Below are 23,474 nucleotides of genomic sequence, written 5' to 3'. Positions count from 1 at the left end.
TCGCAGAAACCGTTTCTGCACCTGCACAATGATTGAAAATGATCGAAACTGATTGACATTCCGTCGCAGGCTGGCATCTTTCATGCTCAGGAGGCGCGGCAGATTTCCCGCGCAGATGGAGGACAGCATGGCCATGACCGCAGCCGCCAACCGGCTTGAAAACCTGTGGGATGACGCCCGCGCCGCAGCGATGAGCGAATCGGAAAAGCTGCTTTACCGCTCGAATCTCTTGGGCTCGGACAAGCGCGTGACGAATTTCGGTGGCGGCAACACCAGCGCCAAGGTGATGGAGACCGATCCGCTGACCGGCGATCTGGCCGAGGTGTTGTGGGTCAAGGGCTCGGGCGGCGATATCGGCTCGATGAAGATGGACGGGTTTTCAACCCTCTATATGGACAAGCTGCGCGCGCTGAAGGGCAAGTATCGCGGTCTGGCCCATGAAGACGAAATGGTGGGCTACCTGCCCCATTGCACCTTCAACCTGAACCCGCGCGCCGCCTCGATCGACACGCCGCTGCACGCCTATGTGCCGCGCAAGCATGTCGATCACGTCCATTCCGATGCGATCATCGCCATTGCGGCCTCGGTCAATTCCCGCGCCCTGACGGAAGAGATTTTCGGCGGCGAGATCGGCTGGCTGCCGTGGAAGAAGCCGGGCTATGAGCTTGGCCTTTGGCTGGAAAAGCTGGCCACCGAAAACCCCGGAATGCGCGGCGCGGTGCTGGAAAGCCACGGGCTTTTCACATGGGCCGATGATGCCAAGGACTGCTATCTGACCACGCTGGAGATCATCAACAAGGCGGCGGACTGGCTGGGCGCGCGCACGGCGGGCAAGCCGGCCTTCGGCGGCGCCAAGGTTGCAACCCTGCCCGCGGACGAACGCCGCGCGATTGCTGCCCGGCTGATGCCGGCCATCCGCGGCCTGATCTCGAAAGACCGCCACAAGGTCGGCCATTTCGACGATCAGCCTGCGGTGCTGGAGTTTGTCGGCTCGCAGGCGCTGGATACGCTGGCGCCGATGGGCACCTCTTGTCCCGACCATTTCCTGCGCACGAAAATTCGCCCGCTGGTGGTGGACTTCGACCCCGCGAATCCCGATCTTGAGGCGGTTCTGGCCAGCCTTCCCGCCGCTGCCGAAGCCTATCGGCAGGACTACGCCGCCTATTATGACCGCTGCAAGCATCCCGACAGCCCCGCCCTGCGCGATCCCAATGCCGTGGTCTGGCTGGTGCCCGGTGTCGGCATGATCACCTTCGCGCTGGACAAGGCCACCGCCCGGATTTCGGGTGAGTTCTATGTGAACGCCATCAATGTGATGCGCGGCGCCAGCGCCGTTTCGACCTATCAGGGCCTGCCCGAGCAGGAGGCGTTCGACATCGAATACTGGCTTCTGGAAGAGGCCAAGCTGCAACGGATGCCCAAGCCCAAGGCGCTGGCAGGCCGGGTGGCGCTGGTCACCGGCGGCGCGGGCGGCATCGGCTCGGCCACCGCCGAACGGCTGCTCAAGGACGGCGCCTGCGTGGTGCTGGCCGATATCGACGGCAAGGCGGTCGAAGATGTGGCGGCGGGCATGGCACGGGTTTTCGGCCGCGATGTGGTCCGCGCCGTGCAGATGAACGTCACGGACGAGGCGCAGGTGATCGCCGCCTATGCCAATACGGCGGTGGAATTCGGCGGGATCGACATTCTGGTGTCGAACGCCGGGATCGCCTCTTCCGCCCCGGTCGAGGAAACCAGCCTCGCCCTGTGGAACAAGAACATGGATATCCTCTCCACCGGCTATTTCCTTGTCAGCCGCGAGGCGTTCAAGGTGCTGCGTCAGCAGGGCGTCGGCGGTTCGGTCATCTTCATCGCGTCGAAGAACGGGCTGGCGGCCAGCCCGAATGCCAGCGCCTATTGTACCGCCAAGGCCGCCGAGATTCATCTGGCGCGCTGCCTTGCGCTGGAAGGGGCCGAAGCGGGCATCCGCGTGAACGTGGTCAACCCCGATGCCGTGCTGCGCGGGTCCAAGATCTGGTCGGGCGAATGGCTGGACCAGCGCGCCAGCACCTACAAGACCGACAAGGAGGGGCTGGAAGAGATGTATCGCAACCGCTCGATGCTCAAACGCTCGGTCCTGCCCGAGGATATCGCCGAGGGGGCCTATTTCTTTGCTTCGGACCTGTCGGCCAAATCCACCGGGAACATCCTGAACGTGGACGCCGGCAATGTTCAGGCTTTCACGCGCTAGGGGGATGCCATGACAATCTATGACAGCGCCCGTGCGCAATTCGCCGATTGGGGCATTGATGCCGAAGCCGCCATCGCCGCCACCCTCGCCGTGCCGATCTCGGTCCATTGCTGGCAAGGCGATGATGTCGGCGGGTTCGAGAAGAAATCCGGCAGCGCCGGCGGCGGCATTCAGGCCACCGGCAACCATCCGGGCCGGGCGCGCACGCCTGACGAGCTGCGCGCCGATCTGGAATTTGCCTATGGGCTGATCCCGGGCAAGCACCGGCTGAACCTGCACGCCTGCTATCTGGATACTGCCGAAAGCCCCGAACGTGACGCGCTGGAATACCACCATTTCGCCCCTTGGGTGGATTGGGCGCGCGATCAGGGGCTGGGGCTCGACTTCAACCCCACCTTCTTTGCCCATGCCAAGGCCGACGACAACCTGACCCTGTCGCATCCCGATGCCGGTATCCGCGCCTTCTGGATCGAACATGGCCGCCGCTGCCGCGAGATTGCCGCGCGCATCGGCGCCGAACTGGGCAGCCCGGTTGTGAACAACATCTGGGTGCCCGACGGGTCGAAAGATATCCCGGTGGACCGCATGGCGGCGCGGCGGCGGCTGCAAGCCTCGCTGGATGCCATGCTGGCCGATCCCTACCCCAAGGTCCATCTGATCGACGCGGTGGAATCCAAGCTGTTCGGCATCGGCGTGGAATCGATGACGGTCGGCAGCCATGAGTTTTACATGGGCTATGCCATCCGCAAGGCCATCGCGCTTTGTCTCGACATGGGGCATTTCCACCCCACCGAAAGTGTGGCCGACAAGCTTTCTGCCGTGGCCCTGTCGCTGGACCATATCCTGTTGCACGTCAGCCGCCCGATGCGCTGGGACAGCGACCATGTGGTCTTGCTGAATGATGATCTGATGGCGCTGGCGCAGGAACTGGTCTTTGCCGATCTTCTGGGCAAGACCTCGATCGGGCTGGATTTCTTCGATGCCACGATCAGCCGCACCGCCGCATGGGTGATCGGCACGCGCAACATGCAAAAGGCGCTTTTGCGCGCCTTCCTGATGCCGCAGGCGCAGTTGAAGGCGACCGAGGCCGCGCTGGATTTCAGCGCCCGGCTGATCCTGACGGAAGAGGCGAAAGACCTGCCCTTCGGTGCCGTCTGGGCCGAGCTTTGCGCCCGCGCCGATCTGCCCACCGGGCAGGCGCTGTCTTCGGCCCTCGCCGGGTATCAGGCCAGCGTCGCCGGGCGAAGCTGACCCCGCCGGGCGCCGAAAGGCGCCCGGACCCTATCCCCTGCCCCGCCACGGGATCAGCGCCCGCTCGGCCCGGCGCATCAGGATGTCGATGCCATAGCCGATCACCCCGATCAGGATGATCCCCATGACCACGATATCGGTAAGCTGGAACTTCGAGGCGACAAGGATCATCATTCCCGCCCCCTTTTCCGCCGCCACCAGCTCTGCCGCGACCACCGTGCCCCAGCAGACCCCCAGCGCCACCCGCAGCCCGGTAAAGATGTCGGGCAGCGAGTTGGGGATGATCACGTGCCACAGCACCTGTGCCTTGGACGCGCCAAGGCTGTAAGCCGCATGAACCTTTGACAGTTTGCCACCCGTGACCCCGGTGCGCGCGGCGATGACCATGATCCAGAGCGCGGCCAGAAACAGCAGGATGATCTTGCCCGTCTCCCAGATGCCGAACCAGATGATGATCAGCGGGATCAGCGCCAAGGGCGGCACCGGCCGCATGAACTCCACGATCGGGTCGAACCAGCCGCGCAGCCAGCCCGACAGCCCCATCGCATAGCCAAGGGGAATGCCAACCAGCGCCCCCAGCACCAGCCCCGCCAGCACCCGCCACAGCGAATAGCCCAAGTGTTCCCACAAGGAATGGTTCTGATAGCCGTTGACCGCGATTTCGGCCAGCCGCGCCGCCACCGCTTCGGGCGCGGGCAGCCAGATCGGCTCCATCTGCCAGCCCGCATCCGGCGTGAAGGAAAGCGAGCCCTTGGGCGTCAGAACCACCGTGCCATCGGCCACGCGAACGGGCTGGCCCGGGGCAATCGGCTGGCCGTTCACCGCAACCACCTGCGCGCCTGCGCCGTCATTCTCGCCCGGCTTGATCAGCGCGCTGCGCCAGGCGGGGGTGGTCGCGGCGTCGTCCTGCGCAATGCCGCTGCCGCCGGTGGCCGGCGGCGCTTCGGCCTTGTCGCCGGGCCGGGTGACGCGGATGGTCACCTCGGCCTCGCCCCGCTGCCCGGCGCCATCCTGCGCGGTATAGGTGAACCGGGTATCGCCCACGAACGGGCCTGGCACATGCAACGGCACCAGCGCCGAATTGGTAAAGGCGCCCCAGATCACAAAGATCGACAGCACCGACAGCACCGAGGCAAGCCGGCTGGGCCGGATCGACGCGGCATCGCCGAAGGTCACGGGCGGCGCCTTGCGGTTCCAGAACCGGCCAAGCCCCCATGCGGCGGCAAAGATGGCAAGATAGGCGGCCAGAACGATCATGCCGCCACCTCAGCCCGGCCCATGATCTCATCCTCCATGCCCCAGATCAGCGACAGGATCTCATCGCGCACCGCCGCGAAATCCGGGCGTTTCTTGATCGCGCGCAGATCGGCATTCACCCCGGCTTCGGCAAAGGGCAGCCGGTATTCGCGGAAAATCCGCCCCGGGCGCGGCGCCATCACGATCAGCCGCGCGCCCAGAAGCAATGCCTCTTCCACCGAATGGGTGATCAGGATCACGGTCTTGCCGGTTTCCTTCCAGAGTTTCAGCACCAGCCCCTGCATCTTTTCCCGCGTCAGCGCGTCCAGTGCGCCAAGGGGTTCGTCCATCAGGATCACCTCGGGGTCATTGGCAAGGCAGCGCGCCAACGCCACCCGCTGCTGCATCCCGCCCGAAAGCTCGTAAACCGGCTTGTCGGCAAAGCCTGCAAGCCCCGTCAGCCCCAGAAGCCGGTCGGTGATCCGGTCCCGCTCGGCCCGGGGCACGCCTTTCATGCGCGGGCCGAAATCCACATTGCGCCGCACATCCATCCATTCAAACAGCGCGCCCTGCTGAAACACCATGCCCCGGTCCGGCCCCGGCCCCCGCACCGGGCGCCCGTCGAGCGTGACCTGCCCGGCACTGGGCACCAGAAACCCGGCCAGAATGTTCAGAAGCGTGGTCTTGCCGCAGCCCGAGGGGCCAAGGACCGACACCAGTTCCCCCTTTTCAATGTTCAGCGACACATCCTGCAAGGCGCGGGTCGGCGCGCCTCCGGGCGGGGTGAATTGCATCGACAGCGCCGCGATGTTCAGGCCGGCCATTTCGCTTTCCTTTCAACAGAACAGGCGGCGCGGGTTTCCCCCGCGCCGCCGTTGCAAGCCCCTGCCAGGGATCAGAACTTGGAGGCCGCTTCCAGATAGGAGGCGTCCACCACCCCGTCATAGCTGTCGAGCGCCGCCGGAATGTTGCCGGTGGTCACAAAGAAATCGGCCACGCTTTTCAGATAGGCTTGCAGCCCGCCGCCCAGCCATTTGTCCGACAGTTTTTCCTCGACCGTGGGCAGGGTGAAGCCGGCAAGCTGGTCTTTGGTGCCCGCCTCGTCCAGCCCGGCATCCTTGGCCAGCACCGGGACAAAACCCGCGGGATCGGCGGCATAGGCGGCATTCTGATCGTTCACCACCTTCAGGAATTTCGCCACCAGATCGGGGTTTTCGGCGGCAAAGGCACCGGGCGCCGAAATCACGTCAAAGATGCGGATGCCAAGCTCTTCCTTTTCGGCGCCGGTCAGCAGGATATTGCCATATTCCTTCGCCCGGGCAAGCGAGCCGCCCCAGCCGCAGAACACGTCGATATTGCCCTGCGCAATGGCCGCGGCGGCATCGGGCGGGGTCAGGTCCACCACCTGCAACTGCGCGGCGGTCAGGCCGAAATGCTCGATCTGTTTCAGGAACCCGTAATGCGCGGCGGTGCCCAGCGGCACGCCCACCTTCTTGCCGACCAGTTCGGTCGCGGCGTTTTCCTTGGTGATTTCAAGGTCTTTGCGGGCGACGCAATTGTCATTGTCGGAATAGCTGACGGCAATGTCGATTGCCTTCAGATCCTGACCCGCCGAAGTGGCGGTCACGAAGGGCGGCACGCCCTGACTGATCAGGAATTGCACATCGCCCGCCGCAGCCGCCGCCGACATCGCAACCCCGGTGTCAAAGCTGCGCCAGTTCACCTTGACGCCCAGCGCGGCATCGAAGGCGCCCTCGACCTTGGCCTTTTCGAACGGCAGCGGCCATTCGAGGAAATAGGCGACGGTGATTTCCGTCACTTCGGCCTGCGCCATCGGCGTGGCGGCAAAAAGGGCTGCGGCAGCAAGGCCGGCAAGGCGTTTCATCTTGGTCTCCTGAATGCAGTGGCGGGCAAACCGCTTTACACGACTCGTTTAGTCGTTGATGCGCAATCTGCCGTCAGACCGTGCCAGAGGCCATTCCAAAGCCATCTCTGCCCGTGGAAGAAATCCGCAGATACCCGCCCGAAAAGAGAGGATTATTCCCCGCCTATCCCGCCCGCACCGGCGCGACCGCCAGTTCCGGCGTCGCCTGCGTAACGGCGCTGCCCGCCGGCAGGCTGCGCGTCAGCCAGACCCCGCCGCCGATCACCGAACCGCGCCCGATGGTGATGCGGCCCAGAATCGTGGCCCCGGCATAGATCACCACGTCATCCTCGATCACCGGATGGCGGGGCTGGCCCTTGACCAGATTGCCTTCGTCATCCTCTTCGAACCGTTTGGCGCCTAGGGTAACATGCTGATACAGCCGCACATTGCGCCCGATCACCGCCGTCTCGCCGATCACCACGCCGGTGCCGTGATCGACAAAGAAGGCCGGGCCGATCCGCGCCCCGGGATTGATGTCGATGCCGGTCAGGGAATGCGAATATTCCGCCATGATCCGCGCGATCATCGTGGCGCCCAGCCCGTAAAGCTCATGTGCCAGCCGGTGCCGCAGGATGGCCGCCACACCGGGAAAGCAGAAGACGATCTCATCCAGACTTTTGGCCGAAGGGTCGCCGGCATAGGCGGCGGCGATATCGGTGTCATGCAGGTCGCGCACCCGGATCAGCCGGGCCAGAAACTGCCCCGCGGCATCCTCGGCATAAAGTTGGCAGGCATCGGCGTCGGCATCATCGGCCAACAGAAGCTCAAGCTCGATCTGGCGCGACAGCCGCTGCCGCGCCAGTGTCAGGCTGCGGGCGACATGGGCATCGGTATCTTGCGGACACAGCCCGGGGGGGCCGAAATGGCGCGGGTAAAGCGCGCCGATCACATCGTTCAGAACCTCGATGATGACCGCTTTCGACGGCAGATGCGGCGTCGGGCGGCCGTGATAGCGCCGCTGCTGCGACACGGTGCGGATCAGGCGCAACCGCTCGGCCAAGGCGGCAATCTCCATCGGGATGCGGCTTTCGTTTGCCACGCTCTCCTGCGCTCCATCCATTCTGGGACCGTTCCTTGCCGGAGGCTGCCTATGCCTGATCGCTAGCGGAAAGCCCCGGACCTGCCAATGGATGGAACTTTCGTTCTTTGGCCGGCAAAGAGAACTTTGTTTTCGGCCCTTTGCGGCGCAAAGGCGCGGTCCCAGATGGTCCAGACCTCGGCATCGGCCAGTGCGGCCCCGCTGTCGCGCAGATGCGACACCAGCCGGTCGGCCGCTGCACGGTTCAAGACCGCCGCAACCTGCGGCAGCGCCAGCAACCGGACGGCAAGGGCATGCAACCCCGGCAGCCCCACCCCCAGCCGCGCGGCAAAGCGCCGGTCCAGCACCTGCAACCGCCAGAGCAACGGCGCCAACGCGCAGTCAAGCAGGCCCGGACCGGCCGGGGCCGTGGGCGGCAGCGCGGCAAGGCCGTTTTCGATCCGGCGCAGGGATTCGCGCAGGTGATAGACCGCAAGATCAAGGTCGCGGGCATCGCGCGCGGCGATGACCGCCGCAAGACGGTCCTCGGCCAGCAGAACCTGATCGACGATCTGGCGCCGCGCCGCGCGCCCGGCCGGACTACCCGCGGATCGGGGCACGAACAGCCGGTCGATCAACTCCAGCATCGCCAGACTGTCGCCCAGCACCAGCTTGCCCCGGCCCGCGCAGCCCACCGTCAGGTGCGGGCGCGTCGTTGCGGGCCCGACTGTTACGCCGACACCATGCAACGCAAGGGCAAGCTGCACCCGCTGCGCGACGGCGCTGTCCGGCGGCGCGGCGATGTGAAAGGTCAGCATCGCAGCCTCAGCCTGCGGGAGGGGCGGATGCCGCGGCATGGCCGCGCAAGGCCGCCACCAGCCGCACCTGCACGCCCAGAAACGCCACCAGTTGCGCCAGCGTGGCAATGCCCGCCGCGTTCCACCCCGCCCGCCGCAGCGCCGCCTGTGCCTGCGGGCCGTCATCGGCCGGATGCAATGCCAGAAGATGCGCCTGTTCCAGCGCCGCAGCCAGCCGCCCGCCGAACGCGGGGCGCAGCGCCGGGTCCACCCGGTAAGCCGGCCCGTCCAGATCGCCCAGGGTCACCGGCCCCGCCGGAAACCGGCCATAGCGACCAATCTGCGAGGCACCTTCGGCCTCGACCGCAACCAGTGGGGCAAGCCGCGCGCCATCGGCCCCGGTCTGCCGCAACAGGTCCAGAAAATGCGCCCGGCTGCGTTCCTCGCCATGCAGCACGGCAACGAAGGCCGCCACCGCCCGCCGCTCGACCAGCGACACGGCCCTGGGGGTCTGCGGATGCAGCAGCAGGCGATAGCTTTGCTCGGCCCCCACCCGCGCCTCGGGCCGGGCACGAAAGGCCCGCGCCGCGGCATTGGTCGCCGCACTGTCGGCCATAATGCCGGAAAGCCGCTCGATCAGGGTCAGGTCGTGATGGGTCATGGCATCCTCTGGGGCAAACGGCGGTCTTGTAATGGCAGGATGACACGGGACAGATAAAAAGACGATAAAACAGGACGTGTTTTTTTCATGCGTCGGAGAAAGGATTTTCCTCTCTCCACGGCCCCCGGCAGCACATCACCCGCCGGGGGCCGCACGCTCAGGAGCCGGTGCGGCGCAGCGGGACCGGGCGGATCTGCGGCAGCAGCCGGGCGAAATCCTCGACGATCTGGACATAATCCTCGTGCGGGAATTCATAGGGCAGCTCCAGCCGGAACTCGGACACCCGTTGCGCGATGGGATCGCGGGCAAGGGCCGCTGCAATCTCGTCCAGCGTGCCGATGATATCGGCGCCGAACAGCGTGCGTTTCGGCCCCTGCGGCGCCAGCGTCCGCGCGTGGCGGCTGGCCACATAGTCGCGGTAGCGCCGCCGCTGCGCCGGCGTGGCACTGTCCAGCGGCAGGATCACCCGGCCCAGCGCGATGCGGGGCGCAACAGGACCGCGCCAGTTGGCCAGAAACCGCGCAATCAGCCCGGCCTGCGCCGTCAGGAAATCGTCGGTGGTCTCGCCGGTCACGATGTTGCCGGTCAGCATGTGCCAGCCGTTGCGCCCCGACCATTCCGCCGATTTGAGCGACCCGCCACCATACCAGAGCCTTTCGGTCAGCCCTTCGGCAATCGGCTGCAACCGGGGCACCTGCGCCCCGGCGGCATTGCCCGCAACCGCCTCATCGGCCAGCGGTTCGGAGCGCAGGGCGCGCGCCAGCCGCTCGGCCCGGCCATGGCCATAATCGGCCAGCGCCGGATCGCCGTCATAAAGCAGGTCGCCCAACAGCGCCCCGAACTGCGGCGGATTGGCCGAAACGCCGACATTCAGCCGCCCGCGCGACAGCACATCCACCGTCGCCAGATCCTCGGCCAGCCGGAACGGGTTTTCATAGCCAAGGGGAATGACGGCGGTGCCCAACCCGATGCGATGCGTCCGCTGCGTCGCCGCCGCAAGAAAGGTCGCCGCCGACGAGACGCCCCGTTCCAGATGCCGCTGCCGAACCCAGGCGGAATCATAGCCCAGCGCCTCGCCCCGGGCGATGATGTCCAGCGTCTGTTCAAGGCCGGTCAGCGGGTCATCCTCGGAAAAATTGCCGGGGATCAGGAAGCCGACCTGCGTAAAGGAAATGCCCATGGCCCGCTCAGAACTTCGGCAATCCGGGGGGATTTTCGCGGCTTTCGGGCACCGCCTCTTCTGTCAGGCCCCAGCGGGTCAGAACCTGTGCATAGCTGCCGTCGGCGATGATGCCGTTCAGCGCGATCACCAGCGCGGGCGACAGGCCATTGTCCTTTTTCGTCACCACCCCCACCTCGGCCAGATTGGGCCAGCCGGCGCTGATCAGGCCGACACGGCGGGTCTTGCCGGTGACGGTCGCATTCCACGCCTGCGTGCCGTTGGGGTTGAAATTGGCATCCGCCCGCCCCGACAGCAGCGCCAGCGTCTCGGCTGCATCATCGTCAAAGAACAAGAGTTCCGCCGGGGCCAGCCCCGCCTCGGTGTTCAGCCGGTTCCACTCCAGCAGAATACGCTCCTGAATGGCACCCGAGCCGGTGATGATCTTCAGCCCGGCAATGTCCTTGGGTTCGGCCAGCGACTGAATCGGGCTGTCCAGCGGCACATAAAAGCCATGGACACCTTGCCGGTAGGTGGCGAAATCATATTTCTCCTTGCGCTCTTCGGTGACACCGACATTCGAGATCACCGCATCATACTTGCCCGAGGTGACCCCCAGCGGCCAATCGGGCCAGGCCACGGCGATCAACTCCAGTTCCAGCCCCAGCGCCTCGGCCACCAGACGGGCGATTTCGGGATCGGCCCCGATCAGCGTGCGGGCATCGCTGGCCTGCACCGCCAGCGGCGGGGCAAAGGCGGAAACGGCGACGGTCAGCTTGCCGGGTGTAACAAAGGCGAAATCCTTGGGCAGGGCGGCAATCGCGGCGGCATTGGCCGCAGTATGCGGTGCGCCGGGCTGATCGGGGCTCAGGGCCAGAACCTCGGGCGCAAGGACGGTTTCGGCGGCAAAGCCGGCCTGTGCGGGCGCAAGCGCGGCGATAAGGGCGGCAAGCCCGAAGGCCAGACCATGACGGCGGGAGAGCGAGGGGAGCATGGTTTCTCTTTCTGCAAAAAAGGGAAAAACCGGCGGCAGCGCAGGAGGAGGACACCGCCGCCGGCGACCGCGGACTTACGACTTGGGCAGGCCCGGCGGATTGGTGCGCGATTGCGTCACGGCCTCGGTGCCGATGCCCCAAAGGTCCAGCACCTTGCCATAGGTCCCATTGGCGATCTGGCCGTTCAGCGCGGCGGTGATGGCATCGGCCAGACCGGCGCCCTTGGGCGTGACCACGGCGATTTCGGCGGTCAGCGGATAGCCGCCCGAGAACTGGCCCAGCAACTTGCGGTCATCTTTCAGCGCGTTCTTGTAGGCTTCGGCGGCATTCGGCCCGAAATAGGCATCCGCACGGCCCGAGAACAGCGCAAGGTCGCGCGCCGCCTCGTCATCGAAATAGACCAGTTCGGTCGCGGGCAGGCCGGCGGTCTTGTTCTCCTCGATCCAGGCCAGCAGGATTTGCTCCTGATTGGTGCCGGAACCGACGATCACCTTCAGCCCCGCGATGTCCTTGGCGCCCTCGATCTTGGCCAGCTTGCTGTCCTTGGGGGCGTAAAAGCCCAGAAGATCCTGACGGTAGGTCGAGAAATCGAACTTTTCCTTGCGCTCTTCGGTGACGGTGACGTTCGAGATCACCACGTCATATTTGCCCGACGAGACGCCCAGCGGCCAATCCGCCCAAGCCACCGGGATCAGCTCAAGCTCAAGCCCAAGGCTGTCGGCCACAAGCTGCGCCACATCCGGCTCGGCGCCGACTGCAGTCTTGTTGTCGGTGGCATAGACGCCGAAGGGCAGTTGCCACGGGCTGGTGGCCACGGTCAGCTTGCCCGGGGTGACAAAGGCGTAATCCTTGGGGATCAGGTCGATGGCCGCCTGCACCTTTTCGGCACGGATACGGCCGGGCTGTTCGGGCGAAAGGTCAGGCTCGGCGGCCAGCGCGGGCAAGGCCATCAGGCCGGCAACCAGCCCGAAGACGGCGGAACGAAGGGGGTTTGTCATGGCATTTCCTTTGGGTTTCAGGGTTGCCGCCCCCGGTCCGGTCGCGCGGGAGCGGCGCGCCGGTGGTTTGGGGCGGTGTCGTGGGGGTCGGAAGGATTACAGCACCTTGGCCAGAAACTCTGCCGTCCGGGGATGATCCGGGCGGTTGAACACCTTTTCCGGTGTGCCAACCTCAAGGATCCGGCCCTGTTCCATGAAGACGATCGTATCGGCGACTTCACGGGCAAAGCCGATTTCATGGGTGACGATGATCAGGGTTGTGCCCGAGCGGGCCAGTTCCTTGATCACGTCCAGCACCTCGTTCACCAGTTCGGGGTCCAGCGCCGAAGTGGGTTCGTCGAACAGCAGCACCTTGGGTTTCAGCGCCAGCGTCCGGGCTATGGCGACGCGCTGTTGCTGGCCACCCGAAAGCTGCCGGGGATAGGCGTCGGCCTTGTCCGCCAGACCCACGCGCGCCAGAAGGCCACGCGCCAGATCCTCTGCCTCGGCCCGGCTCAGGCCGCGCACGGCAAGCGGGGCTTCGATCAGGTTTTCCAGAACCGTCAGATGCGGGAACAGGTTGAAGCTTTGGAACACCATGCCGACATCGGTGCGGCGGCGGCGGATATCGGCCTCTTTCAGCTCATAAAGCGTATGGCCGCTTTGCCGGTAGCCCACCAGTTCACCGTCGATGGCGATAAAGCCCGCATCCACCCGCTCCAGATGGTTGATCGTGCGCAAGAGCGTCGATTTGCCGGACCCGGACTGCCCAAGGATCGCCGTCACGCTGCCCGAAGGGATGGTCAGCGACACGTCATCCAGCACCTTGAGCTGTGCAAAGCTCTTCGAGACGTTCTGGATCGTCACCGCCCCGCCCCGGGGCAGGCTTTCCGACCAGCTTCCCGAAGGCACCACCACATCGCGGCGCGGCGGGGCGGGCGGGGCCGCAACCGGGCGGAACAGGCCAAACCGAGCGGCGACGGCGCGGAAAATATCCGGCGGCGGGCTGCGCAGGGCGCCGCGGGCATAGTGCCGCTCGATGTAATACTGGATCACCGACAGGACCGACAGGATCACCACATACCAGACGGTCGCCACCATCAGGAGCGGGATCACCTCAAGATTGCGGCGATAGATGATCTGGATGGTGTAGAACAATTCCGGCAGCGCGAGGATGTAAACCATCGAGGTGCCCTTGGCCAAACCGATGATTTCATTGAAGGCGGTGGGCAGGATCGCCCGCATCGCCTGTGGCAGCACGATCCGCCGCGCCTGCCGCCCCTTGGGCAGGCCAAGGGCCGCCGCCGCCTCGTGCTGGCCCTGATCCACCGACAAGATGCCGCCGCGGATCATCTCGGCCGAAAAGGCCCCCATGTTCAGCGTCAGCCCCAGCACCGCCGCCAGAAACGGCGTGATCGACTGGGTGGTGGGCAGCGACAGGAAGGTGATCTCGGTGAAAGGCACCCCGATCACGATATGCTCGTAAAGATAGCCAAGGTTGTTGATGAGCAAGAGCAGCACCACCAGCGGGATCGAGCGGAAAAGCCAGATGAACCCCCAGCTCAACGCCACCAGCAGCGGCGAGGAGGAGACCCGCGCCAGCGCCAGAACCGTGCCGAGCGCAAAGCCGAACAGGGCTCCCAGCGCCGTCAGAAGCAGGGTCTGGCCCAACCCGGCCAGCACGCTGGCGTCAAAGAACCAGCGGGCAAAGACATCCCAGCCCCAGCGCGGATTGGCCAAGACCGATTGCAGCAGCGCGGCCAGGATGAGAACCGCCGCCACCGTGCCAGCCGTGCGGCCATAATGGCGCGCGGGCACGATGCGGTGGCGGCTGTAATCGGCGGATGCCACAGGCGCCGCCGGCAGGCGGGGGGTGATATCGGCGGTCAGGCTCATGACAATGCCCCCCCGAACCGCACCTGACTAAGCCCGGCATGGCCCTGCGCCCGCAGCGGCAGGCCGGGCGCGGCATGGGCCAGTTCGGGCGGATAGACCCCCGGCACCTTCAGCGGGGTAATGCCCGGCCTGCCCGCCTCGACTCCGATATGCTTTTCAAACGGCAGGGTCAGGTAAAGCTCGGGGTCAAGTGCTGGATCGAACAGCGGCCGATAGCCAAGGCCCAGATACAGGCCCACCGCCTCGGGCTGCCGAAAGCCGGTGGTCAGATAGACCCGGGTATACCCCTGCGCGGCGGCCTTTTCCTCAAGCGCCAGCACCACCTTGCGGGCAAGCCCCTGACGGCGCAGATCGGCATGGGTCCAGATCCGCTTGAATTCGGCGGTCTGATCGTCATAGCGCATGAAGGCGCCGCCGCCGATGGTCTGCCCGCCCCGCTGCAACAGCACGAAATTGCCATGCGGCGGCGCAAAGGTTTCCGGCGGATAGCGGAACACCTCGGCCCGCGCCCCTTCGGGGTTGAAGCGGGTGCCATAGCGGCTGTCATATTCGCGGATCAGATCCTCGACCAAGGGCTGGGCCTCGGGGGCAAGGGGGTGGCTTTCCACAATCAGGTCGGTCATTGCGCGTCTCCGGTCAGAAAGGCTTCGGCCAGACGCACCCAAAGCGCCGCCGCGGGCGCCAGAATGTCGTCGTTGAAGCGGTAGCGGGGGCTGTGCAGCGGGGCGCCGTCGCCCGCGCCAAGGATCAGGAAGGCGCCGGGGCGCTCTTGCAGGAAATAGGCGAAATCCTCGCTGGCGGTGCGGGGGCGGAACCCTTCGATCAGGGCGGCGGGGCCGAAGCCCTCCTCAACCACGCGGCGGGCAAGGGCGGCCTCGGCCGCATGGTTGATCACCGGGGGAAAGCCGCGGGCATAGGTCAGATCGGCCCCGGCACCGAATGCCTCGATCACGCCGCGCAGCAGGGCCGGAACCCGCGTCTCCAGCACCGCTTGGGTGGCGGCTGAAAAATAGCGCAGGGTCAGCCGGGCCTCGACCGTATCGGGAATGACGTTCGACGCCTCGCCGCCATGGATCGCGCCGACCGTGACCACCGCCGCCTCTTGCGGATCGACATTGCGCGATACGACGGTCTGCAACGCGGCAACGGCATGGGCGGCGGTCACCACCGGGTCCACCGTTTCATGGGGCGCCGCACCATGGCCCCCCCTGCCCTGCACGGTCAGCAGCACCTGATCAATGCCCGCCATCACCGCGCCGGGCAGGATGCCCCATTGCCCCGCAGGCAGGCCGGGCCAGTTGTGCAGACCAAAGACTGCATCCACCGCAAAGCGGTCGAACAGCCCGTCGCGCAGCATCGCCTGCGCGCCATGGCCGATCTCTTCGGCGGGCTGGAAAATCAGCACGAGCCGCCCGTCAAAGCGGCGGGTCCGCGCCAGATATTCCGCTGCCGCCAACAGGATCGCCGTGTGCCCGTCATGGCCGCAGGCGTGCATCACCCCCGCCGCGACCGAGGCATAGGGCAGCCCCGTCGCCTCGGCAATCGGCAGCGCATCCATATCGGCGCGCAGGCCCAGCGCGCGGGCACCCTTGCCCGCCTGCAAGGTGGCGACAACGCCGGTGCCGCCGATACCCTCGGTCACCTCATAGCCCCAGCCACGCAACAGGCCCGCAACGATGCCCACCGTGCGGAACTCTTGCCGCGACAATTCGGGGTGGCGGTGCAAATCCTGCCGCAGCGCCACAAAGGCGCCGATCCCCGCCGCGATTGCCGGCAATGGGTCAGATTGGGGCCGCGCCATGCTATTCCGCCGCCGTGTCGTGGCGCTGTGCCGTCCGGTGGCGGCTGACCTTGAAGGGCAGGCCCAGATGGTCGCGCAGCGTCTTGCCCGGCAGGTCGCGGCTGTAGCGGCTGCGCGCCTCAAGCTCGGGCACCACAAGGTTCAGGAAATCCGCCAGCCCCTCGGCCTGCACCGCAAAGCCCAGGATGAACCCGTCCGCAGCCCCGGCGTCGATCCAGCGGATGATCTCTTCGGCCACCTCCGCCCCAGTGCCCAGGAAGGTCGGGCGCGGCGTGGTCTCTTCCAGCGCGACCTGCCGCAGCGTCTTGCCCAGACGGGCCGCATCGGCCTTGATCCGGTCGGTGGTGGATTGAAAGCTGTTGCGCCCGATCTCGCCCAGATCGGGAAAGGCCGCGTCCAGATCGTATTGCGTGAAATCGTGGTGATCGAAGTAGCGGCCCAGATAGGCAAGCGCCTCGTCGATGCCCGACAAGTTGCGGATCGCCTCGTATTTCGCTTCGGCCTCGGCATGGGTGCGGCCGACGATGGGCGAGATGCCGGGGAAGATTTTCACATCCCCGCGCGCCCGGCCATGGGCCTGTGCCGCATCCTTCACCTTGCGGGTGAAGGCCGCAGTGCCCTCCAGCGTATCGACATTGGTAAAGACCGCATCGGCATATTTGCCCGCCAGCGCGATGCCCGCGCCCGACGATCCGGCCTGAAAGATCACCGGCTGCCCCTGCGGACTGCGCCCGATGTTCAGCGGCCCCTCGATCTGGAAGAAGCGCCCCTTGTGGTTCAGCCGGTGCAGCCCGGCGGGGTCAAAGAACTGCCCGGTTTCCCGGTCACGCAGCACCGCGCCTTCGTCCCAGCTATCCCAAAGCCCCTGCGTCACGGCAAGGTATTCGTCGGCAATCTCATAGCGCAGCGCATGGTCGGGATGGCTGCGGTTGTAATTCTTCGCGCTGCCCTCAAGCGGGGTCGTGACCACGTTCCACCCGGCCCGCCCGCCCGAAATCAGATCAAGCGAGGCGAATTGCCGGGCCACGGTGAACGGGTCGGAATAGCTGGTCGAGACGGTGCCGGCGAGGCCGATCTTGCCGGTCGCCGTTGCCAGCGCCGACAGGATGGTCAGCGGCTCGAACCTGTTCAGGAAATGCGGGATCGACTTTTCATTGATGAAAAGCCCGTCCGCCACAAAGGCAAAGGCAATGCCCGCCGCCTCGGCCTTGCGGGCGATGTCTATGTAGAATGCAAGGTTGACCGAGGCATCGGCCGGCCCCGAAGGATGCTTCCACGCATTCATATGGCCGCCTGCGCCGTGCAGCATGATGCCGAAGGGAATGTTCTGGGTCATGGTCTGTCCTTTCAGGCGGCGCGGCGCAGGCCGGCGGCCGCCAAGAGTTCGATGGCCGCCAGACGCTGCGCCCGGTCGGCGGTGGGGATGTCGAGGATGAATTCGGTCACACCGAAGCTCTGGTGCAGCGCGTCCAGCTCTGCCCGCACCTCGGCCCCGGTGCCGATCAGCACCGAGGGGCGGCGCTCTTCGATGCTGTAGGGCTGGCCGCCCGCCTGCCGGGCATATTCCGCCGCCGCCTCTTCATTCGGCAGGTTGACCGCATGGCCATCGGCCAATGTCACCTTGAAGATGCGATGTTCAGCCCCCTGTGCCTCGGCCTCGGCGCGGGTCGGGGCGATGATCGCCGCCAGCGCCAGCGAGGGCTTGCGCCCCGTTGCCGCGGCATAGGTGTCCAGCGCGCGGGCCACCGCCTGCGGATTGCCGTCATGGTGGCCGGCATAGCTGAAGCCCCAGCCCAGCCGGGCGGCCAGTGCCGCGCTCTCGGGCGAGGCGCCCAGCAGAAATTTCTCCGGCTGCACCGGCGGGCGCGGCAACGCCCGGGCACCGTGCAGCGGATGGCTTTCCGGCAGGCTGTCGCTCAGGAAATGCTCCAGCTCTTCCAGCTTGGCCTCAAAGCTGCGGCGGGGCGACCCATGCTCTGATTGCAGGGCCTTTGTGCCATAGGGCAAGCCGCCCGGCGCCTTGCCGATGCCCAGATCGACCCGCCCCGGCGCCAGCGAAGCCAGCAGGCCGAAAACCTCGGCCACCTTGAAGGGGCTGTAATGCTGCAACAGAACCCCGCCGGTGCCGATGCGGATGCGCCGCGTCGCCGCCAGCAGATGGGCCACCATGATCTCGGGCGCCGAACTGGCCAGTTGCGGCGTGCCGTGATGCTCGGCCAGCCAGATGCGGTGATAGCCCAGCCGCTCTGCCGCCTGCGCGAAAGCGACCGAGGTTTGCAGCGCCTCGGCCGCACTGGTGCCTTCGGCAACGGGGCTCTTGTCCAGAAGGCTGATGGCATAGGGCATAGGCAGATCCTGCGGCTGGTGGCGTCAATTTAATCACGATTAATTCAGTAGATTAAACCGTCAGACGCAAGCGGATGGGCGTTCTTTTCTGGCCCGTCCGGCAGCCGCAACCGGGGCGCGGAACGCCATATCTGGGAAAGATCATTCTCGCCCGCCACCCCCTTGCGGTGCAGCAGCACCCCATGGAAACCGGCCGGACAGAAGGCTTGTGCCACCCCGGGGCACGCGGCCGGAACAGTTGCCCTGTTCAGGACATTCCGCACAGAAGGATGCCCTCCGCCCGCCGAAATCCTGTGCCTCGCGGGCGCTCATCCCGAATCACGCCGGGCCATGGGCAGCGGCCAGCCATGCAAAAGGCCGCCCGGCGGAACACCGGACGGCCTTATGTCAGTCTTGCGGGCGGCTCAGGCGCGTTCGGAATATTCCATCAGTTCGGTATGCACGATGATATCCTCATCGGCATTGATGAAGGGCGGCACCATGATGCGCACGCCATTGTCCAGAAGCGCGGGCTTGTAGGATTTCGAGGCGGTCTGGCCGTTCTGCACCGGCTCGGTTTCCACCACCTTGCACAGAACCTTCTGCGGGATGGTCACGTTCAGCGGCTCTTCGCCGTAATACTGCACCGAAACCGTCATGCCGTCCTGCAAGAAGGGACGGCGGTCGCCCAGAAGATCCGAGTCCAGCTCGATCTGCTCATAGCTTTCGGTGTCCATGAACACCAGACGGCCATCGGTTTCATACAGGAACTGCTGATCCTTCATCTCAAGCTGCACCTGATCGACCTTGTCTTCCGAGCGGAAGCGTTCGTTCAGCTTGCGCCCGTCGCGCAGGTTCTTCAGCTCGACTTGGGCAAAGGCGCCGCCCTTGCCCGGCTTGACGTGGTTCACCTTGACCGCCGCCCAAAGCCCGTTGTCATGCTCGATGATCGCCCCGGGGCGGATTTCGTTACCGTTGATCTTCGGCATAGTGGCAAAACCTTGGCTAAAGCTTGATCTGATCCTGCGCGCCCCTATATCTGGGCGGTCGGTCTGGCGCAAGCCGACTAGATACGGTGGGGTGACTCCGCAAGCCATGCAGTGCCTGCATAGCTGCTATGAGAAAGATGAGCCCCCGAATCGTATTCAAATCGTTACAAGCGCAGGACGCGAACGAATACAAGAGCAAGAATAAAAGGACCAGGTGATGCTCGATACGATCGACAGCACAGCCTTCAACTTCGAACAAGGCCAGCGCGCACGCAAGCTTTTTGCGGCGGTTGTGCTTGCCGCATTGGATGATGCCATTGCGGATGATAAAAAATACGGCAACGGCCCCGATCAGATCGCCCGCTGGGCGCGGTCGCGCGACGGGCGTGAAGTGCTGTCCTGCGCCGGGATCGACCCGAACGAACGGGTGGTCAAGGGGCTGATGGAATTCGTCTCGAAAGGCGTGCGCACCTCGGTCGCTCTCAGCCGCGAGGAATCCGAGCGTCGCCACGCGCTGGAACTGGAACAGGCCGAGGCCGCCTGATACCTGCGTTCCGCAGGCAAAGCAAAACGCGCATCCCGTGGGATGCGCGTTTTGCTTTTGCGCCTTGCCTCAGTAAAGCTGTTCGGCGGCCAGCGCGCGGGCAATCTCGGCCCGCACCAGCTTGCGGATGTTGCGGGTGATGCGGGCGCCCAGCGGCCCCTGCAATTCCTCGACGATCAGGTCGCGCACCAGTTCGCGCAGCGCCTCATCCTCATAGGCGTCATAACCGGCCGCTTCCGCCGCCTCGGCCATCCGGTCAAGCGGGGCAGCGGCGGCAATCTCGTCCGAGAGTTCTTCCAGAACCTGCGCTTCGGCCTCGTCGGCCCAGGCGGCATCGGGTTCGATGGTGGCAGCGGCCCAGCGCGCCGGCTCGGGTGCCTCGTCCTCGCCCTCCTGCGCCCAGCCGGGAACCGGCTCGGCCACCGGCGCCGGGATCACCTCGGCGGGTTGCAATGTGCTGCGCGGGCGGGCGTGGAACTGCACCGCCAGAACCTCGGCCTCATCCGCGGTTTCCGGGCCTGGCGGAATGTCCCAATCACTGTCGGCACTGACCGCCGCAGCCGCCGGGGCGGGATCGCCGGTTTCAGATTCCCAATCCTCGGCACGGGCATCGACCGCAGCCCCCAGCCCCGCGACAACGCTTTCGATGGCGGCATCCGGCGCACGGGGCGGCGTCTCTTGCACCACGCGCAGGGCGGGCGTCAGGATCAGCTTGCCGGCATCCGGGTCGGCCATGGGCCGGGCGGCGGGCCGCAGATCATCGGAAACCAGTCGCCGGATCGACGACAGAACATCCTCGATCTCGACCGCGCTCAGGGGTTCGGACATGCCCGCCTCGGCTGAATTATTGCATTCTCGTCGCAGTCTAGCCGCGAAGGGCCGTCAAGACAAGAATGCCCCGGCCCCGCAACGGGGCCGGGAAGCACCTCAATTGCCGATCTTTTTCAGGATCCGGTCCAGCGCCTTGCCCTGCGCGCTCATCGCCGGGGCATCCTTGACGGCGTTGTAATAGGCTTCCGGGTCATAGGTCGGCACGCCCAGCTTGAGATGTTCCGCCGTCAGCAGGCCCATCGTCGCCAGAAGGTTGTAGATGCCGATATAGCGGTTCGCCTCGGCCTCAAGCCGGGCCGCGCGGGCCGACAGCAGATCCTGCTCGGCGTTCAGCACGTCCAGCGTGGTGCGCGCGCCCAGCGTCGCCTCTTCGCGCACGCCGTCAAAGGCGCGCTGTGCCGCGGCAATCTGCTTGCGGCTGGCGTCGATCGAGGCATTGGCCACGGCAAGGTTCGCCCAGGCGGTGCCGACCGATTGTTCGACCCCGACCACGGTCTGCAACAGACCTGCCCGCGCCGCATCCTTGTTGGCCAGTGCCTGCCGGTAGCTGGCCGAATTGCCGCCGCCCGCATAAAGCGTCTGGTTGAAGGACAGGCCCGCGCCGACATTGCCGATCCCGGTGTCCAGATCCTTGCCGACCGAAACTTCGCCGGAAACCGTCGGCCCCAGCACGGTCTTGGCAATCTGCACACCCAGTTCGGCGGCCTTGGCCTGATGCTGCACCTGGATCACCGCCGGATGGCCGCGTTGCGCCACGGCCTTGGCCTCTTCCAGCGATTTGGCGGTGGCGGGCGGTTTCGGCAGGCCCGAAAGGCGGCCCGGATAATGGCCGGTCGCGGCCTTGTAGTTCTCGCGCGCGATCATCAGGTCACCCTGCGCCGCGGCGAGATTGGCCTGCGCCAGCGCCAGCGCCGCTTCGGCCTGCGACACGTCGGTCTGGGTGATTTCGCCCACGTCGAAACGGTCCTTGGCGGCGCGCAGTTCCTTGGTGATCACCCGCACGTTGGATTCGCGCAGCCCAACGATTTCGGCCGCAAGTCCATAGCGCACATAGGCGGCCACCGCATTCAACAGCACCTCCTGCTCGACCGAGACAAGGGCCGAGCGCGTGGCCAGCACCGCCTCGCGGGCCGCATCGGCGCGCAACTGCCCGCGCCCGCCGGCCCAAAGCACCATCTGCGCCGTCAGCGACAGCGAGGACGAGGTGGTCTCGAAATTCGCGCGCGGCAACGAACCGCTGGCGGTGTCATTGTCATATTTCCGCCAGCCCGCCTGAGCCACGAAATTCACCACCGGGCGCAGGCTGGCGACGGCAATCGCCGCATCCTCATCCGCTGCGCGCAGCACGGCCTGGTTCTGGTCCAAGAGGTTCGAATTGGTATAGGCCGCCACCAGTGCATCGGCCAGCGTCTCGGCCCCGGCCACCACCGGCGCGGTGGCCATGCCTGCCACCAGCCCCAGAACCCTTACGATCTTCCGCATCCGCACGTTCCCTGTCCTTCGCCCGGACCCTTGGGACCGGACCTGCCAATTCCGGGGCGGGACCGCGCCAGCGGCCCGGCCTGTCAGAGCGCGAAGCTCCGTGCAACGGCAAAGCCCGGCAGAACCGGGGCCGTCGCGTTGAAGGCAAAGCGCCAGGTGATCCGGCCGCCTTCCTTGTATCCGATCTTCACCTTGCCCAGCGCGCCCTCCATGAAGACGGCGCCGATCCGCCCGCCTTCCTTGAGCTGCGCCAGAAGCGCCTCGGGCAGGGTTTCCACACCACCCTGCAGGGTGATCGCATCATAGGGGCCGTGCTTGGGCGCCCCGGCGGCAAGGGTGGCCACCATCACCACCGCATTGTCCACGCCCTGCGCCGTCAGCGCGGCGGTCGCACCGGCGGCCAGCGTCTCATCCTCTTCCACCGCGACGACCGCTTCGGCCATGCGTGCGATCACCGCCGCCGAATAGCCAAGGCCGCAACCGATATCCAGCACCAGCTCGCCCGGCTGAATGTCCAGCGCGTCCAGCATCTTGGCCAGAGTGCGCGCCTCAAGCACAACCCTGCCCGGCGCCAGCGGCACATTCTCGCCGACATAGGCCGCCTCGCTGCGGTCTGCGGGCACGAATGCCTCACGCGGGACCGAGAGCATGGCTTCGATGATGGGAAACTTGGTCACATCCGAGGGGCGGACCTGGGTATCGACCATCATCACGCGGCGGGCGGTGTAATCGCTCATCTCTGAACTCATCGGTCTAGTTATTCCTGCATCCATCTTGCCACATAAGGAAGGGCGGGGCAACCTGTCCTGCAAGGGCTGATACGCCGGGCTGCGGGTTTTTCGTCGCAGACGGGTGCAAAAACCGGCAGGTGCCCGGCCGAATATATTCCATTAAGTGAATATGATATGTGGCGGCTGTCAAGATGCAACCGTCATCGCCCATGCTCGCGATGTCGCAGGGCCTGTTGGGGGATTCGTTAACCCTCTTGCGCAAGGCTGGCCCGATCCGCCCCATCCTGCACCGGAGGCCGCCTTGCACAAACTCCACCCTGCCGATGAACTCGCTGATATTCGGGCAGAAATCGCCCGGCTCAAAGCGCGGGAGGCGGCCTTGCGCCAGCTTCTGCTGCAACGTCCCGATCTGGCGGCACAGGGCCGCTGGACCCGGGTTGAACTGATCACGCTGCGGCAAAGCCGGTTTGCCCCGTCCCTTCTGCCCGAACCGATCCTGAACGATCCGCAATATCGGCGCGAGCGGTGCGTGCAGGTGTTGCGCTGCCTTCCCCTGCCCGTCCCCCTGCCGCCCGTCCGCCCCGGCTGGCCGATCCGCCGCGACGGCGCCGCGCTGCACTGATG

General features: G+C 65.9%; 22 protein-coding genes. 4 read left to right on the top strand and 18 right to left on the bottom strand.

Translation table 11 applies throughout. The features are described 5' to 3' along the window. Positions 1-127 precede the first annotated feature (127 nt). On the top strand, positions 128-2,230 hold the full coding sequence (locus HS053_RS03595; RefSeq protein WP_174209840.1) for a bifunctional rhamnulose-1-phosphate aldolase/short-chain dehydrogenase: 2,103 nt from the start codon (positions 128-130) through the stop codon (positions 2,228-2,230). Between the two features lie 9 nt (positions 2,231-2,239). Then, positions 2,240-3,481, top strand: coding sequence for an L-rhamnose isomerase (locus HS053_RS03590; protein ID WP_174209839.1), 1,242 nt, complete (start codon positions 2,240-2,242; stop codon positions 3,479-3,481). A gap of 30 nt (positions 3,482-3,511) precedes the next feature. Here the strand turns inward: HS053_RS03590 and HS053_RS03585 are convergent, their stop codons facing one another. From HS053_RS03585 to efp, 15 genes are all read right to left on the bottom strand, one after another. Continuing rightward, positions 3,512-4,738 (bottom strand): ABC transporter permease subunit, encoded by a 1,227-nt coding sequence (locus HS053_RS03585; protein WP_174209838.1) that lies wholly within the window; start codon positions 4,736-4,738, stop codon positions 3,512-3,514. Further along, positions 4,735-5,541: a taurine ABC transporter ATP-binding protein gene (locus HS053_RS03580; protein WP_174209837.1), complete on the bottom strand. Its 807-nt coding sequence runs from the start codon at positions 5,539-5,541 to the stop codon at positions 4,735-4,737. Before HS053_RS03580 ends, HS053_RS03585 begins: the two co-directional genes overlap by 4 nt. Before the next feature lie 71 nt (positions 5,542-5,612). Further along, a complete protein-coding gene (locus HS053_RS03575; RefSeq protein WP_174209836.1) occupies positions 5,613-6,602 on the bottom strand; it encodes a taurine ABC transporter substrate-binding protein in 990 nt (329 codons plus the stop codon). Between the two features lie 163 nt (positions 6,603-6,765). Next, entirely contained in the window at positions 6,766-7,683 is a 918-nt protein-coding gene (locus tag HS053_RS03570; protein ID WP_347233287.1) for a serine O-acetyltransferase, read from the bottom strand. 62 nt (positions 7,684-7,745) lie between these two features. Beyond that, positions 7,746-8,480, bottom strand: a complete 735-nt coding sequence (locus HS053_RS03565) for a glutathione S-transferase C-terminal domain-containing protein (protein WP_174209835.1) — start codon at positions 8,478-8,480, stop codon at positions 7,746-7,748. Positions 8,481-8,487: 7 nt separating this feature from the next. Further along, positions 8,488-9,120, bottom strand: coding sequence for a CMD domain protein (locus HS053_RS03560; protein WP_174209834.1), 633 nt, complete (start codon positions 9,118-9,120; stop codon positions 8,488-8,490). Positions 9,121-9,277: 157 nt separating this feature from the next. Further along, on the bottom strand, positions 9,278-10,300 hold the full coding sequence (locus tag HS053_RS03555) for an LLM class flavin-dependent oxidoreductase (RefSeq protein WP_174209833.1): 1,023 nt from the start codon (positions 10,298-10,300) through the stop codon (positions 9,278-9,280). A 7-nt stretch (positions 10,301-10,307) separates the two neighbouring features. Then, positions 10,308-11,273 carry an ABC transporter substrate-binding protein gene (locus HS053_RS03550; protein WP_174209832.1) on the bottom strand — a complete coding sequence of 322 codons (966 nt, stop codon included), beginning with the start codon at positions 11,271-11,273 and terminating at the stop codon, positions 10,308-10,310. 75 nt (positions 11,274-11,348) lie between these two features. Next, the gene (locus HS053_RS03545) at positions 11,349-12,272 is read right to left on the bottom strand and encodes an ABC transporter substrate-binding protein (RefSeq protein ID WP_174209831.1); all 924 of its coding nucleotides are present in this window, start codon (positions 12,270-12,272) and stop codon (positions 11,349-11,351) included. A gap of 96 nt (positions 12,273-12,368) precedes the next feature. After that, complete coding sequence (locus HS053_RS22625) at positions 12,369-14,147, bottom strand: amino acid ABC transporter permease/ATP-binding protein (RefSeq protein ID WP_174209830.1); 1,779 nt, start codon at positions 14,145-14,147, stop codon at positions 12,369-12,371. Beyond that, positions 14,144-14,770, bottom strand: coding sequence for a GNAT family N-acetyltransferase (locus HS053_RS03535; protein ID WP_174209829.1), 627 nt, complete (start codon positions 14,768-14,770; stop codon positions 14,144-14,146). Before HS053_RS03535 ends, HS053_RS22625 begins: the two co-directional genes overlap by 4 nt. Continuing rightward, positions 14,767-15,948 carry a M20 aminoacylase family protein gene (locus HS053_RS03530; RefSeq protein ID WP_174209828.1) on the bottom strand — a complete coding sequence of 394 codons (1,182 nt, stop codon included), beginning with the start codon at positions 15,946-15,948 and terminating at the stop codon, positions 14,767-14,769. Before HS053_RS03530 ends, HS053_RS03535 begins: the two co-directional genes overlap by 4 nt. Position 15,949: 1 nt before the next feature. Beyond that, positions 15,950-17,284, bottom strand: coding sequence for an LLM class flavin-dependent oxidoreductase (locus tag HS053_RS03525; RefSeq protein ID WP_174209827.1), 1,335 nt, complete (start codon positions 17,282-17,284; stop codon positions 15,950-15,952). Positions 17,285-17,295: 11 nt separating this feature from the next. Continuing rightward, positions 17,296-18,294 carry an LLM class flavin-dependent oxidoreductase gene (locus tag HS053_RS03520; RefSeq protein WP_174209826.1) on the bottom strand — a complete coding sequence of 333 codons (999 nt, stop codon included), beginning with the start codon at positions 18,292-18,294 and terminating at the stop codon, positions 17,296-17,298. A gap of 404 nt (positions 18,295-18,698) precedes the next feature. Then, the gene (gene efp, locus HS053_RS03515; RefSeq protein WP_174209825.1) at positions 18,699-19,262 is read right to left on the bottom strand and encodes an elongation factor P; all 564 of its coding nucleotides are present in this window, start codon (positions 19,260-19,262) and stop codon (positions 18,699-18,701) included. Positions 19,263-19,479: 217 nt separating this feature from the next. Between efp and HS053_RS03510 the strand changes: the two genes are divergently transcribed. Next, on the top strand, positions 19,480-19,806 hold the full coding sequence (locus tag HS053_RS03510; RefSeq protein ID WP_174209824.1) for a DUF6280 family protein: 327 nt from the start codon (positions 19,480-19,482) through the stop codon (positions 19,804-19,806). Between the two features lie 69 nt (positions 19,807-19,875). On the opposite strand, the gene HS053_RS03505 is transcribed toward HS053_RS03510, so the two are convergent. The 3 genes from HS053_RS03505 to HS053_RS03495 all read right to left on the bottom strand — a co-directional run bounded on the left by HS053_RS03505 (position 19,876) and on the right by HS053_RS03495 (position 22,856). Beyond that, a complete protein-coding gene (locus HS053_RS03505) occupies positions 19,876-20,634 on the bottom strand; it encodes a hypothetical protein (RefSeq protein ID WP_174209823.1) in 759 nt (252 codons plus the stop codon). Positions 20,635-20,733: 99 nt separating this feature from the next. Continuing rightward, a complete protein-coding gene (locus HS053_RS03500) occupies positions 20,734-22,119 on the bottom strand; it encodes a TolC family outer membrane protein (protein ID WP_174209822.1) in 1,386 nt (461 codons plus the stop codon). Positions 22,120-22,202: 83 nt separating this feature from the next. Beyond that, positions 22,203-22,856 (bottom strand): protein-L-isoaspartate O-methyltransferase family protein, encoded by a 654-nt coding sequence (locus HS053_RS03495; RefSeq protein WP_174209821.1) that lies wholly within the window; start codon positions 22,854-22,856, stop codon positions 22,203-22,205. 295 nt (positions 22,857-23,151) lie between these two features. Here HS053_RS03495 and HS053_RS03490 point away from each other — a divergent pair, with 295 nt between their 5' ends. Continuing rightward, positions 23,152-23,472 carry a hypothetical protein gene (locus HS053_RS03490; protein ID WP_174209820.1) on the top strand — a complete coding sequence of 107 codons (321 nt, stop codon included), beginning with the start codon at positions 23,152-23,154 and terminating at the stop codon, positions 23,470-23,472. Positions 23,473-23,474: the final 2 nt, after the last annotated feature.

Source organism: Tabrizicola fusiformis (genome assembly GCF_013328815.1).
GTDB lineage: Bacteria > Pseudomonadota > Alphaproteobacteria > Rhodobacterales > Rhodobacteraceae > Fuscibacter.
Note: the sequence above shows the minus strand (reverse complement) of the source record. Positions and strands in the feature narration are given on the sequence as shown.

Coding starts and splice junctions, on each gene's coding strand:
- HS053_RS03590 (WP_174209839.1), top strand. CDS start 2,240: ATGACAATCTATGACAGCGCCCGTGCGCAATTCGCCGATTGGGGCATT.
- HS053_RS03525 (WP_174209827.1), bottom strand. CDS start 17,284: ATGACCCAGAACATTCCCTTCGGCATCATGCTGCACGGCGCAGGCGGC.
- HS053_RS03500 (WP_174209822.1), bottom strand. CDS start 22,119: ATGCGGAAGATCGTAAGGGTTCTGGGGCTGGTGGCAGGCATGGCCACC.
- HS053_RS03550 (WP_174209832.1), bottom strand. CDS start 11,273: ATGCTCCCCTCGCTCTCCCGCCGTCATGGTCTGGCCTTCGGGCTTGCC.
- HS053_RS03530 (WP_174209828.1), bottom strand. CDS start 15,948: ATGGCGCGGCCCCAATCTGACCCATTGCCGGCAATCGCGGCGGGGATC.
- HS053_RS03575 (WP_174209836.1), bottom strand. CDS start 6,602: ATGAAACGCCTTGCCGGCCTTGCTGCCGCAGCCCTTTTTGCCGCCACG.
- HS053_RS03555 (WP_174209833.1), bottom strand. CDS start 10,300: ATGGGCATTTCCTTTACGCAGGTCGGCTTCCTGATCCCCGGCAATTTT.
- HS053_RS22625 (WP_174209830.1), bottom strand. CDS start 14,147: ATGAGCCTGACCGCCGATATCACCCCCCGCCTGCCGGCGGCGCCTGTG.
- HS053_RS03520 (WP_174209826.1), bottom strand. CDS start 18,294: ATGCCCTATGCCATCAGCCTTCTGGACAAGAGCCCCGTTGCCGAAGGC.
- HS053_RS03580 (WP_174209837.1), bottom strand. CDS start 5,541: ATGGCCGGCCTGAACATCGCGGCGCTGTCGATGCAATTCACCCCGCCC.
- HS053_RS03595 (WP_174209840.1), top strand. CDS start 128: ATGGCCATGACCGCAGCCGCCAACCGGCTTGAAAACCTGTGGGATGAC.
- HS053_RS03505 (WP_174209823.1), bottom strand. CDS start 20,634: ATGTCCGAACCCCTGAGCGCGGTCGAGATCGAGGATGTTCTGTCGTCG.
- efp (WP_174209825.1), bottom strand. CDS start 19,262: ATGCCGAAGATCAACGGTAACGAAATCCGCCCCGGGGCGATCATCGAG.
- HS053_RS03535 (WP_174209829.1), bottom strand. CDS start 14,770: ATGACCGACCTGATTGTGGAAAGCCACCCCCTTGCCCCCGAGGCCCAG.
- HS053_RS03560 (WP_174209834.1), bottom strand. CDS start 9,120: ATGACCCATCACGACCTGACCCTGATCGAGCGGCTTTCCGGCATTATG.
- HS053_RS03585 (WP_174209838.1), bottom strand. CDS start 4,738: ATGATCGTTCTGGCCGCCTATCTTGCCATCTTTGCCGCCGCATGGGGG.
- HS053_RS03545 (WP_174209831.1), bottom strand. CDS start 12,272: ATGACAAACCCCCTTCGTTCCGCCGTCTTCGGGCTGGTTGCCGGCCTG.
- HS053_RS03510 (WP_174209824.1), top strand. CDS start 19,480: ATGCTCGATACGATCGACAGCACAGCCTTCAACTTCGAACAAGGCCAG.
- HS053_RS03495 (WP_174209821.1), bottom strand. CDS start 22,856: ATGAGCGATTACACCGCCCGCCGCGTGATGATGGTCGATACCCAGGTC.
- HS053_RS03565 (WP_174209835.1), bottom strand. CDS start 8,480: ATGCTGACCTTTCACATCGCCGCGCCGCCGGACAGCGCCGTCGCGCAG.